At 51.5% G+C, this 12,793-nt stretch carries 9 protein-coding genes and 3 pseudogenes; 6 read left to right on the top strand and 6 right to left on the bottom strand.

Annotated features, from left to right (window positions below):
- Positions 1 to 39: 39 nt before the first annotated feature.
- The 3 genes and pseudogenes from AKG43_RS12060 to AKG43_RS02915 all read left to right on the top strand — a co-directional run.
- Positions 40 to 147, top strand: a pseudogene (locus tag AKG43_RS12060) (ABC transporter permease); the annotation flags it as partial.
- Positions 140 to 1,104, top strand: a pseudogene (locus AKG43_RS02920) (iron chelate uptake ABC transporter family permease subunit). The pseudogenes AKG43_RS12060 and AKG43_RS02920, both read left to right, overlap by 8 nt.
- Positions 1,105 to 1,301: 197 nt before the next feature.
- The gene (locus tag AKG43_RS02915) at positions 1,302 to 2,084 is read left to right on the top strand and encodes an ABC transporter ATP-binding protein (RefSeq protein ID WP_054599087.1); all 783 of its coding nucleotides are present in this window, start codon (positions 1,302 to 1,304) and stop codon (positions 2,082 to 2,084) included.
- 74 nt (positions 2,085 to 2,158) lie between these two features.
- On the opposite strand, the gene AKG43_RS02910 is transcribed toward AKG43_RS02915, so the two are convergent.
- From AKG43_RS02910 to tig, 4 genes are all read right to left on the bottom strand, one after another.
- Positions 2,159 to 3,577 (bottom strand): tetratricopeptide repeat protein, encoded by a 1,419-nt coding sequence (locus AKG43_RS02910; RefSeq protein WP_054599086.1) that lies wholly within the window; start codon positions 3,575 to 3,577, stop codon positions 2,159 to 2,161.
- 168 nt (positions 3,578 to 3,745) lie between these two features.
- Positions 3,746 to 5,284 carry a murein biosynthesis integral membrane protein MurJ gene (murJ, locus tag AKG43_RS02905; protein WP_054599085.1) on the bottom strand — a complete coding sequence of 513 codons (1,539 nt, stop codon included), beginning with the start codon at positions 5,282 to 5,284 and terminating at the stop codon, positions 3,746 to 3,748.
- Between the two features lie 583 nt (positions 5,285 to 5,867).
- On the bottom strand, positions 5,868 to 6,491 hold the full coding sequence (gene clpP / locus AKG43_RS02895; protein ID WP_054599148.1) for an ATP-dependent Clp endopeptidase proteolytic subunit ClpP: 624 nt from the start codon (positions 6,489 to 6,491) through the stop codon (positions 5,868 to 5,870).
- Between the two features lie 272 nt (positions 6,492 to 6,763).
- A complete protein-coding gene (tig, locus tag AKG43_RS02890; RefSeq protein ID WP_054599083.1) occupies positions 6,764 to 8,074 on the bottom strand; it encodes a trigger factor in 1,311 nt (436 codons plus the stop codon).
- A 258-nt stretch (positions 8,075 to 8,332) separates the two neighbouring features.
- Here tig and AKG43_RS02885 point away from each other — a divergent pair, with 258 nt between their 5' ends.
- Positions 8,333 to 8,602: a PepSY domain-containing protein gene (locus tag AKG43_RS02885; protein WP_054599082.1), complete on the top strand. Its 270-nt coding sequence runs from the start codon at positions 8,333 to 8,335 to the stop codon at positions 8,600 to 8,602.
- Between the two features lie 117 nt (positions 8,603 to 8,719).
- Here the strand turns inward: AKG43_RS02885 and AKG43_RS02880 are convergent, their stop codons facing one another.
- The gene (locus AKG43_RS02880) at positions 8,720 to 10,099 is read right to left on the bottom strand and encodes a nucleobase:cation symporter-2 family protein (protein ID WP_082402958.1); all 1,380 of its coding nucleotides are present in this window, start codon (positions 10,097 to 10,099) and stop codon (positions 8,720 to 8,722) included.
- Between the two features lie 298 nt (positions 10,100 to 10,397).
- Here AKG43_RS02880 and dapA point away from each other — a divergent pair, with 298 nt between their 5' ends.
- Together dapA and bamC are read left to right on the top strand one after the other, a co-directional pair.
- Entirely contained in the window at positions 10,398 to 11,273 is an 876-nt protein-coding gene (gene dapA / locus AKG43_RS02875; RefSeq protein WP_054599080.1) for a 4-hydroxy-tetrahydrodipicolinate synthase, read from the top strand.
- Between the two features lie 16 nt (positions 11,274 to 11,289).
- Positions 11,290 to 12,423 carry an outer membrane protein assembly factor BamC gene (gene bamC, locus AKG43_RS02870; RefSeq protein WP_054599079.1) on the top strand — a complete coding sequence of 378 codons (1,134 nt, stop codon included), beginning with the start codon at positions 11,290 to 11,292 and terminating at the stop codon, positions 12,421 to 12,423.
- Positions 12,424 to 12,678: 255 nt separating this feature from the next.
- On the opposite strand, the pseudogene AKG43_RS12685 reads toward bamC, so the two are convergent.
- Positions 12,679 to 12,793 (bottom strand): annotated as a pseudogene (locus tag AKG43_RS12685) (IS5/IS1182 family transposase); the annotation flags it as partial.

Below are 12,793 nucleotides of genomic sequence, written 5' to 3'. Positions count from 1 at the left end.
TGGATTGACTATAACGCCTATTGATATAACGGCAATAGCGGCCGCCTGATCCGTTTTCCGTTTGAAATACCCGTGGCTACGGTGCTCGGCGTGACCGGCACAGTGCTGTTTCTCTATTTGCTGATGAGAAAGCCCGCCCATGCCGTCTGGAAACACCCGCCCTGTTTGGATTGCCTTTGCACTGTTATTGGTATCGTGCCTGCTCTTTCTCACCCTCAACACACACGGCAACTGGGGGTTTGTTTTGCCCCTGCGCGCCGCCAAGCTGGGCGCGTTGCTGCTGGTGGCGTATGCGGTCGGCGTATCGACGCTGCTGTTTCAAACGCTCACCAACAACCCTGTGCTCACTCCTTCGCTGCTGTGCTTCGACTCGCTGTATATTTTTTTGCAAACGCTGCTGGTGGCCGTTTTGGGCGGCACAGGCTACACCCATTTGCCCCCACTGGGCAAATTCGGTTTTGAAACGGCGGCCATGATAGGCGGCTCGCTGCTTTTGTTGGGGTGCTGGTCAAACAAGGCGGGCGCGATTTGGCACGGATGATTTTAATCGGCGTGATTTTCGACATTCTTTTCCGCAGCCTGTCATCACTGCTGCAACGGCTGATTGATCCCGAAGAGTTTGCCGTGGCTCAAGCCTATACGTTTGCTTTGTTTAATACCGTGAACCAAGACATTCTGATGATCGGCGCAACGGTGGTGCTGGCGGCTTCGTTTTTCATCTGGCGCGAACGCCACTGCCTCGACGTGCATCTGCTGGGGCGCAACCAAGCTGTGAACCTCGGTATCGACTATACCCGCCACACTTTGTGGATATTGGTTTGGGTGGCGGTGCTCACTTCCGTATCGGTTGCTGCGGTCGGCCCGTTCCGCGGCCCCGTCAGCTTTTTCGGCCTGCTGGCGGTGGCGTTGTCCAACCATTTTTCCCACAGCATCCGCCACAGCCTGCGCCTGCCGATGGCTTTTCTCACCGCCGCAGTGATGCTGGTGGCAGGGCAAACGGTATTCGAGCATGTTTTGGGCATGAAGGCGGTATTGAGTGTTGTGGTCGAATTTGCAGGCGGGCTGGTGTTTTTATGGCTGGTGCTGCGGCATAAGAAAACATAAACAAAACCCTTTGCAAACTTATTGTGCAAAGATGCCGTTCAAGGCATGCCAAAACGCAGAAACACGCCGCAAACGGTGTTTGAAAAGGCTGAAAATACTAGGTTCAGACGACATACAAGCATATTTATGCCGTCTGAAAAAACACAACGGCGGCAACCCGCCGCCGCTTTCCGCAATATCAAGTTTATGGCTGTTTTATGATTACCATTCAAAACGTCGGCTATCATATCGACGGCAATACGATTCTCAACAACATCAATTTAGCCATCCCTCAAGGCGATATTACTGCGCTGATCGGCCCCAACGGCGCGGGCAAATCGACGCTGTTGTCGCTGATGGCGCGCCTCAAACCCCTGCAAAGCGGCAATGTGGCCTACAACGGACACAACCTTGCCGCCACTCCCAACGCCGAGCTGGCCAAAATGCTGTCGATATTCACGCAGGAAAACAGCATCATGAGCCGCATCAGCGTGCGCGACCTGCTGATGTTCGGCCGTTATCCCTATCATCAAGGCAGGCCGTCTGAATACGATAAAACCGTGGTGGAAAATGCCCTGAACGAATTTCAGCTCGAAAGCTTTGCAGGCCGCTACCTAACCGAACTGTCCGGCGGCCAGCGGCAAAGGGCAATGATTGCGATGGTGTTTTGCCAAAGCACCGAATATGTGCTGCTCGACGAACCGCTGAACAATCTCGACATGTATTACGCCCGCAGCCTGATGCAGCTGCTACGCCGGCTCACACACGAGCATAAGCGCACCACCGTAGTTGTCTTACACGACATCAACCAAGCGGCGGCCTATGCCGACCACGTTGTCGCCATGCAAAACGGCAGCGTACTGATGCAGGGGCATCCCAATGAAATTTTTACCGAGTCAAACATCAAAAAACTGTTCGGTATGGATGTGGCTGTGCTGGAACACGAAGGCAGAAAACTGGTTGTGCATCATGTATTCATGTATAGTCGATCAACTTATTAAGACCCTGCCAAGCCGCACCCTTATGCGTGCAGCCGTCTGAAAAGCCGGTTCGCACAGCCGAAAATTCATCCCGATTAACCTTGAACCCGCGTTTCGCGCCGCCATTGCGCAAGCAGCTGATGAAGCTGGGCAGCGTGTTCGTGGCCGTTATCAATTGCGTTTTGCAGCAACCGGCAGGCCGTTTCCGCACTTTTCGGCGTGCCGTGTCCGTGGTAATACAGGCAGGCCAAATTATATTGCGCCACGGCATCTCCCTGATTGGCGGCCTGCTCGAACCAATAAGCCGCCTGCTCCGGATCGGCATCAACGCCTTGCCCGTTGTAATACATCATGCCCAAATTGGTTTGCGCCTTGCGGTGATCCAATTCGGCCGCCTGCAAATAATATTTGCGGGCAAGCATATAGTCTTGCGGGCGATCCAAACCGTAATGGCAGGCAAACGCGGTTTGATAAGCCTGATCAGACTTTTGAAACATCAATGCCGCCTGTTTGGCCTCTTCGTATTCGCCCGCACGGGTCAAAGCCGTATCGGCAAGCAGCTTTTGGTGCGCCGCCATATCGCCCAACTCGGCCGCACGGCGGTATTGCCGCAACGCCACTTCGCCGTCGGCATCAATACCCAAGCCGTAACGGAAAATATCGCCGAGCAGGCGCAGTGCTTTCGGGTGGTTGCGGCGGGCGGCGGCAGAGGCATGCTTGCGTGCCTTAGCGTAATCGCGTTCCACAAAACGCCCCGTCAAATACACCTCGGCCAACGCCGCCTGTGCATCGGCATCACCCGCCGCAGCCGCTTTTTCCAGCCAGCCCACAGCATCCGCCTCACCCAATTCCAGCAGCACTTCGCCTAAAGCAGACTGTGCGGGCGGCACATCCTGCAAAGCGGCCGGCGTGAAATGCTCCACGGCTTTGCGCAGGTTTTTTTCAACATATTGCCCGTAGCGGTATTGGTTGCCCAACAGCCAATGGGCGGCAACCAAACCCTGCTCTGCCGCACGGGTAAACAACTCGTGCGCGCGCTCCAAATCCGGCTCCGGGCTTTGCTGGTAATATTTGGCAAGATAAAGCTGTGCTTCGGCATGGTCTTGCGCCGCGGCCAATTCCGCCCAATGCACCGCCTGCGGATCTTTTTTATCGGCACAATATTCGAGCATCCTTAACTGCGCATGAAGAATACCCTGCTCGGCCAATTGTGCGTAGTCGGAAACTTGCTCTTCAAACGGCTCCCCGTTGGCCGCCCGTATTTGCAGCAGGTTGTAACGGGCATACAGATGGCCTTTATCCGCAGCCTGCTCCAACCAATAACGCGCGGCGGCATAGTCGGGGCGTGCGCCCGCTCCGTTCAACAAACAACCTGCCAATTGGAACGCCGCTTCGGTATGGCCCGCTTGGGCGGCCTCAAGCAGCAACGGAACAGCAGCGGTGCAGTTATCGGGGTTTTGCAGCAATAACTCATGCCCTTGCTGGAATAATGATTCTGGAGTCATTTGGGTCATATTATTTTGCCGATAAGAAAAAATGAAAATTACATTGTATAGCAACAAGCAGATAACATGTTATTTTTAAAGGCATATAGCATAAAAATACCTTTTAAAAACTATGCTTTGAACATAATTTTTCCATATTGTCCATTCATAATGAAGCAGTTAGGATAAACATACCGTTTACTTCTCCAAGCGTTTGAAATCCCGCGGACGGAATCCGAATACGCCTAAAGAAGCAAAATACAGAAAACCGCCCCAAGCCACCAAACCGATTAACTGAGCCGCTCTCTGCCAACCCGGCACCGCCTCCCACCGCAACGGCAGGTAAGCCTGAGCCGCCCACAAGCCCGCTCCCATAATAATCAAGGCCGCCAAAAGTTTGCACAAGAAAGCCCTCCAACCTGCGCCGGGTTGATAGATTTTATGTTTGCGCAGCAAAAAATACAGCAAACCGGCATTCAGGCACGCGCCCAAACCGATTGCCAACGCCAAGCCCACATGCTTGAGCGGGCCGATAAACACAAGGTTCATCAACTGCGTACACACCAGCGTAAAAACAGCTATTTTGACCGGTGTTTTAATGTTTTGACGCGCATAAAAACCGGGAGCTAACACCTTAATCATAATCAAACCCAGCAGCCCGAAAGAATAGGCAATCAGAGCATTTTGCGTCATCAGCGCATCGTTCAGGGTAAATTCTTTATACATAAACAGCGTCGCCACCAGCGGAAACGACAACACCGCCAGCCCCACGGCGGCCGGCATCGCCAACAGCATGCACAACCGCAAACCCCAATCGAGCAGCGACGAAAATTCCTGCGGATTACCGCCGGCGGCATGTTTCGATAAAGTAGGCAGCAGAATCGTACCCAAAGCCGCGCCCAGCACACCGGCCGGCAGTTCCATCAAACGGTCGGCATAATACATCCACGATACGCTGCCCGATTGCAGAAACGAAGCAAAAATCGTGTTAATCACCAACGAAATCTGCGCCACACTCACACCCAAAATAGCCGGCGCCATCTGCTTCATTACCCGGTTGACGGCAGCATCTTTCACATTCAGCTTAGGCAGTTTCAAAAAGCCCAATTTCGCCAGCCACGGCAGCTGGAAACCAAGCTGCAAAAGCCCGCCGAAAAACACCGCCCATGCGAGCGCCATTACGGGAGGATCAAAATAAGGCACAAGAAACAATGCAAAAACAATGAACGACACATTCAGCAAAGTCGGCGTAACGGCCGGAATACTGAATTTATGGTAAGTATTGAGAATCGAGCTTACAAAAGAAGAAAGGGAAATCAATAAGATATAAGGAAAAGTTACCCTCAGAAGTTCAGCAGAAAGCCGGAACTTATCGGGGTCTTTCGCAAATCCCGGCGCAGAAGCGTAAATCACCCACGGTGCCGCCAAAATGCCTATGGCCGTTACCACCACCAACACAAACGACAGCATCCCCGCCACATGGCGCACAAATTCGCGCGTCGCCTCTTCCGAACGGGTTTGCCGGTATTCGGCCAAAATCGGCACGAAGGCTTGTGCAAATGCCCCTTCTGCAAAAATCCGCCGCAATAAATTCGGCAATTTGAACGCAACGAAAAAAGCATCCGTTGCCATACCGGCACCGAAAGTGCGCGCAATAATCGTATCGCGAACAAATCCTAACAATCGCGACACCATGGTTAAACTGCCGACTTTCGCCAGCGCACCGAGTAAATTCATGGTTTGATTCTTTAGAAAATAACGTATTGCCGGTATGCCGTCTGAAAAAACTTTTCAGACGGCATACCGCCTTTTGTCAGCACGCCCAAGTGCAGGCGTTGGAAAGCGGATCAGCGGCGCATGAAACAGATAAAGAGCCTAACGATATAAAAACCGCAGCGCCGGAACAGACACGGCAGCATACCGCTCAACATATTGACCACCGTCCTGCCCGGCCCGAGCCGCGCCGAATCATCCGGTTGCTCACAACCGCAAAATACTTCTTTCTGCTTAGGCTGCAAAACCCATGATTCCGACAGTGTGTTTAAGACGTTTTCCGGGCTATGTTTTTATTCGGCACGAACCGCTTTGTACTGCAAAGCCCATCCAAGCGGAAACGGCCGCAAGATAACACGCTTTAACACGGTTTCCGATCATTGCGCCCACTGGTCGGCAACTAAAAACAGCACAGCCGTACCGAAAAGCAACATGCCCCAAAATATTTTTATTATTGATTTTCAAACCGAAAGATATATTTCAGACGGCCTATAATACTTGGCCGTCTGACAATCAGGTTTGATTAAAAACTGAAATGCGTTTGAGCTTACAGCTTGATGCTTGCCCGATCTTCGAGCACTTGATCGATCAAGCCGTATTTTTGCGCTTCTTCCGCCGACATATAATTATCGCGGTCGGTATCGCGCTCCACCTTCTCCAAATCCTGACCGGTATGTTTTGCCAGCAAACGGTTCAATTTCTCTTTCAACTTCAGCAGTTCGCGGGCGTGGATTTCGATATCCGAAGCCTGCCCGCCCAAACCGCCGCTGATCAGAGGCTGGTGGATCATCACACGGCTGTTGGGCAGCGCAAAACGTTTACCCTTCGCACCGGCAGAAAGCAAAAATGCCCCCATGCTGGCTGCCTGCCCCAAACATAAAGTAGATACGTCGGGCTTAATGAAATTCATGGTATCGTAAATCGACATGCCCGCCGTAACCGAACCACCGGGAGAATTGATATAGAAGAAAATATCTTTATCGGGATTTTCGCTTTCCAAAAACAGCAGCTGAGCCACTACCAAATTGGCCGTGTCGTCATTCACAGGCCCGACCAGAAAAACAATGCGCTCTTTCAGCAGGCGCGAGTAAATATCAAACGCACGCTCGCCTCGGCCGCTTTGTTCGATCACGGTAGGCACTAAATAGCCGTTATGAATATCGGGGATCATCATTACACTCCTTTTCAGGATATTCAGTAAAAAGCACCAAAGCGCGGAAGGCTGCTTCGGTGCTTGTTTGTATTAACCAAAAGTTTCAGACGGCCTTTGAACCTGTTCAACATATCCATTGCGGCAAAGTTTCAATGAAAATACCCGCCTATGCTGCATCCAGATGCTTGCAGTATATCCAAGCTTACATACACTTTTCCCAGCATCTGCGGTTTTTACCTCGAAAAACCGCTTACCAACAGACTTTGAACAGACTCTAAACCACAGAAACCTTAAGCCTGTGCGCCCATCACTTCGTCAAACGACAATACTTTCTCGCTCACTTTGGCTTTACCCAACACAAAATCCACTACATTGGCTTCAACCGCCAAAGAAGTCGGGCCTTGCAGGCGTTGTTTGTCGGCAAAATACCAGTCGATCACTTCTTGCGGATCTTCGTAGCTTTCCGCAAAGTCGGTAACCACGGCTTTCACTTGCTCTTCAGTCGGCTCCAGTTTGTGGTCGTCAACCAATTGAGCCAGAATCAAACCTAAAGCCACGCGGCGTTCAGCCTGTTCTTTGAACATATCGGCAGGCAGATCCAAATTGGCTGCATCAGCCATGCCTTGATTGATGAAGTTTTGTTTCATTTCATCGGCCAAACGTGCAGACTCATCGTTTACCAATGCTTTGGGCAACTGGATATCGGTTACTTTCAACAAAGCTTCCATAACCGCATCTTTGGTTTGGCTTTCAGTGCGGCGTGATACTTCGCGCGCCACGTTTTTACGCACTTCTTCACGCATTTTGGCTACGTCGCCGTCTTCGATACCCAAAGCTTTGGCAAACTGTTCGTCCACTTCGGGCAGAGTTGCTTCGGATACGTTTTTCAGGGTAATGGTAAATACGGCGGTTTTACCGGCCACATCTTTACCGTGGTAATCTTCGGGGAAGTTGACTTCCACATCTTTGCTTTCGCCTTCTTTCAAGCCCAATACGCCGGCTTCGAATTCGGGCAGCATTTGACCGTTGCCCAATACAAAAGGATAGTTTTGCGCGCTGCCGCCGTCGAATGCAACGCCGTCGATTTTGCCTTCGAAGTCAATAATCACACGGTCGCTGTTTTGCGCTTCGCGCTCTACATGTTTGAAGCTGGTGCGTTGCTTGCGCAGGATTTCAATGGTTTTGTCCACTTCGGCATCGCCCACTTCGGCGGTAACTTTTTCCACTTCTTGAGCGGATAAATCGCCTACTTTAACTTCGGGAAACACTTCGAAAACAGCAGCGATTTTCAGTGCGTCTTTGTCTTCCTGTTCTTCAACATTTTCAAAACGGGGAAAGCCGGCAACTTTCAGGTTTTGGGCCACAGCAACATCGTAGAATGCTTTTTGAACCATCTCGTTCAACACATCGTTTTGTACGCCGGCACCATACATAGAAGCAACCATTTTCAACGGTGCTTTACCGGGACGAAAACCGTCGATCTTCACGCGACGCTGGGTTTGCTGTAAGCGTTTGTCGGTTTCCGCATTGATTTCGCTCCACGGCAGAGACAACACTACTTTGCGTTCCAGATTTTCCAAATTTTCTACAGTTACGCTCATCGTAAGCCCTTACTATTATTTATAAAATCAGTTTTTCAACACCCGTACAGGCTTCGGAAGGCATCTGCACGGGAAACATTCAGATAAAAATCAGTCGCAAATTATAGCATATATTGAGATGGCTATAAAACAGGTATCCTTGCCTTCCGCCCCGGGGTGTTCGACAGCCGGCATCCGGCCTAATTCCTGCCTAATCGTTCCGCTTTATTATTTGCTCCGTTGCAGTGATTCAACCCAATAAACACAGGAATGTATATCATGAAAAAATTATTTGCCGCCGCTACCGCCGCCTTGACCTTATTTGCTTTCACCGCCCCTGCATCGGCAGCCCAATATATTACGTCCAAACAGGCCGTGGCCGCAGCCAAAGCGAAAGTCAAAGGCCGTGTAACCGATGTTGATTTTGACAGGGATTCACGACGCCCGCACTACGACGTAGATATTGTTTCGCGCGGTAAAAAGCATGAGTTGAAAGTTGATGCGCGCACCGGAAAAGTTTACTCCAACCGCATAGACTACGACGACTGATTACAACTGCTCCGCCGTTTAAGCAGCCCGAACGTCCAATAAAATAAGGCAGGCCGTCTGAAAAATTTTCAGACGGCCTGCCTTATTTTATTACGTTATCCAACCAACCTATTTTCTTTAAGCATCTAATTCATCGCTCAAATAAACTTTATTACCGGTATCTTGCGGCATGATCAGGTTCATAACCAAAGCCGCCACGCCGCCCATACAGATCGGATTTTGGAAGAGTTCTTTAACCGGCAGCAAGGCAAACACTTCAGGCTTAAAGCTCACACCCAAACCCAAGCCGATAGACGTTGCCGCAATCACCGCTTCACGGCGGTTGATGCCGTTAGTCATGATAATGCGCACACCGGCAATGGCTATCAGGCCGAACATCAACACCATCGCGCCGCCGATTACCGGGCTGGGAATAGTGGTAAAGGCTCGGCCGACAATCGGAAACAGCCCCAACACCACCAAAATGACGGCAATATATTTACCCACATGGCGCGAAGCTACGCCGGTCATCTGAATCACACCGTTGTTTTGGGCAAAGGTGGTCAGCGGCAACGAACCGAGTGCCGTTGCAATCACCGAAACCAAACCGTCGGCCAACACCCCGCCGCGCAAACGTTTTTGAAACTCGTCGCCTTCGTAGTCTTCGCCGGACACCATGGCCGTAGCCGTCAAATCGCCCACCGCCTCAAAAATACTCAGCAAATACACCAAACCGGCTACCAAAAACGGCACAAACTGGAAATCGAAACCGTATTTAAACGGCACGGGAACGGTAATCAAAGGCAGATCTTTCAGCACCGAAAAATCAACCATACCCAAAAACAAGGCCACGATATAGCCGGCAATCATACCCACTGCAATACCGCTCATGCGCAACAGCGGGTTTTTCAAGCTGTTGAAAAACAGCACCACCGCCAGCACAAACGCCGCCAGTGCGATATTTTGCCATGCACCGAAAGTATTGTTGCCCATCGCCGCAAAGCCGCCGCCGAATTCGGTAATCGCCACACTGATTAAGCTCAAACCGATCATCATCACAACCACACCGCTCACCGTAGGCGTGATGATTTTTTTCAGGTAGGGCAACAACCAAGCCGAACCCGCCACCAAAAATGCACCGACAAATGCCACACCCAATAAAGCGGATACCATCGCATGTTCGTCCAAGCCCTGCTCTTTCATGCTCAAGCCCAGCGAAATCATCACGCCGACAAATGAAAAGTTAACCGATTGAATCGACAGCAAACCCGAACCGACCGGCCCGAAACGGTTTACCTGCAAATAGGTGCCGATACCTGAGGCCACCATCGCCATCGACACCAAATAAGCCGTCATTTCAGGCGGCAGTTTGAGTGCACCGCCCACGATCAACGCCGGCGTAATCATCGGCACAAAAATCGCCAGTAAGTGGGTAATGGCACTCAATAAAGCATTGGCAAAAGGCGGCTTGTCTTCCAAACGGTAAACCAAGTCGGGCGCGTCTGTTTTCGGGGGCATGGGAGCCATAACACGGATTCCTTATATGTAATCGAACGATAAATTTTGTAAGCGCGGATTGTAAACAATTTCCATCCCTACTTCAATTTCCATCATCTCCACTTGTGCCTCAAAATCAGCTTTTTTCAGCATATAAGCATAACAACCGTTATGAATCAGGACATAAAAACCTTTTCAGACGGCCTCTCAAACCTTTGCAAACCTTTGCAGGCCGTCTGAAATCAGCATTTCACATCAATTCCAAAGTAAGCTACAATCAGCCAACTTTACAGAACGTTTGAGAAATAAAGGTTTTAACATGTTAAAAGGCAGCTTGGTCGCTCTGGTTACACCCATGAATCAGGACGGCAGCGTAAATTTCGACCAACTCAAATCCCTTATCGACTGGCACATTGAAAACGGCACCGATGCCATTGTGGCCGTAGGCACCACAGGCGAAAGTGCCACCCTGCCCGTAGAAGAACATTTGGCCGTGATTGAAGCCACTGTGAAACACGTCAACAAACGCATTCCCGTTGTTGCGGGCACAGGCGCCAACAACACCGTAGAGGCCATCGAGCTTTCCAAAGCCGCCCAACGCTTGGGGGCGGATTACACCCTGTCTGTCGTCCCCTACTACAACAAGCCCTCGCAAGAAGGTATCTACCGCCACTTTAAAGCCATCGCCGAAGCCGCAAGCATTCCTATGATCATCTACAACGTGCCCGGCCGCACCGTCGTCAACATGAGCGACGACACCATTCTGCGTTTGGCAAACATTCCCAATATCGTAGGCGTTAAAGAAGCCAGCGGCGAGATCGGCCGGGAAACCGATCTGATCAACCGCGTACCGGAAGGCTTTGCCGTTTATTCCGGCGACGACCCTACCGCCATGGCATTCATGCTGTGCGGCGGAGACGGCGTCATCAGCGTGGCAGCCAACGTTGCCCCAAAACCCTTCGCCGACATGTGCAGAGCCGCCCTCAAAGGCGACATCCCCGCAGCACGCGCCCTCAACAAACAGCTCGTTCCCGTTTACAACGTTATGTTCTGCGAGCCCAGCCCCGCCGCACCCAAATGGGCCTTGTCCGAATTGGGCAAGTGTAATCCGCATGTACGCCTGCCGATTATTGAACTTTCTTCAGACGGCCAAGACAAAGTACGCAATGCGCTTAAAGAAGCCAATTTGATTTAACCACAGGAATCGCCATATGAACCGAATGAAACCGGTAGCATTAACTCTCGCCCTTATCGGCCTTGCCGCCTGCTCCGGCAACAAAGAACAACCCAAACTCGACTATCAAACCCAAAACCGCAAAGTCGTTAACTTGGAAGTACCGCCCGATCTGACCAACCCCGATCAAGGCAATCTCTATCAAATTCCCGCAGGCACCGGAGCCGTTCGCGCCAGCGACCTTAACCGCAACAAGGCCGTTCAGCAACCCGTCAACCAAGCCGTATTGCAAGGCGTAAAAGGTGTACGCCTCGAGCGTGACGGCAGCCAACGCTGGCTGGTAGTCGAAGGCAAACAGCCTGCCGAAATCTGGCCGCTGCTGAAAGTTTTCTGGCAGGAAAACGGTTTCGACATCAAATCGGAAGAACCCGCCATCGGCCAAATGGAAACCGAATGGGCGGAAAACCGTGCCAAAATTCCGCAAGACAGCCTGCGCCGCCTGTTTGAAAAAGTCGGTCTCGGCGGCATCTATTCCACCAGCGAACGCGACAAATTCATCATCCGTCTCGAACGCGGCAAAAACGGCACCACCGATGTCTTCTTCGCCCACAAAGGCATGAAAGAAGTTTATGGCGACAAAAACAAAGACACCACCATGTGGCAGCCCCGCCCGAACGACCCTAACCTTGAAGCCGCCTTCCTCGCACGCTTCATGCAATATCTCGGCGTAGATGCCGCACAAGCAGAAAATGCTTTAGGTAAAAGCGTTACGCCTGTCGCCCGCAATTCCGGCGACCTAGCCACGCTTGAAGGCAACAGCCTGCTGCTTAACGGCGAACACAACCGCAACTGGCGCCGCACCGCCCTTGCTCTCGACCGTATCGGCCTGACCGTACTCGGTCAAAGCACAGAACGCCACGCATTCCTTGTGCAACCTGCTCCGCAGGAAGGCGAAGCCGTTAGCAACAAAAAACCCGGCATTTTCAAGCGTATTTTCGGCAAAGGCAAAAACAGCAATGCCGCCGCAAATACCGCCCAACCCGAACTGATCGTGTACGCCGAACCCGTTGCCAACGGCACCCGCATTCGCCTACTCAACAAAGACGGCAGCGCATACCAAGGCCGCGAAGCATCCACTTGGTTGAGCCGACTGCATACGGAACTGCGTTAACTTTGTGCAAAGGCCCACAAAAAAACAGCCCGCAACAACGGGCTGTTTTTTTTGTCTCTACCTTTTAGCTTAAGCCGGTTTCTTTATATCGCCAATCAACACATTTTTAATACAAGCCGAGACCTTTGCAAAACCCCACGCCAACAAACAGCCGGAACATGCTTCATCATGTTCCGGCTGTTTTTGCGTAAAAAGTAGGCAAATCACCCCTAAAATCCCCTTCAAGTGCCTCATTATGAGGCACTGCCTGCCTGTTCAGGCAGCAACAGGCACACCTATCCTGTTGGCCGCCTTCAACAGGTTCACACACATCGCCTTCAGGTGGCTTTGCGCCCTCACTTTGCCCAACCCGAAATAGGCTGCCCGGCCA

It is taken from the genome of Neisseria sp. 74A18, assembly GCF_001308005.1.
Classification (GTDB): domain Bacteria; phylum Pseudomonadota; class Gammaproteobacteria; order Burkholderiales; family Neisseriaceae; genus Neisseria; species Neisseria dumasiana.
This window is presented reverse-complemented; position numbering and strand designations above follow the sequence as displayed.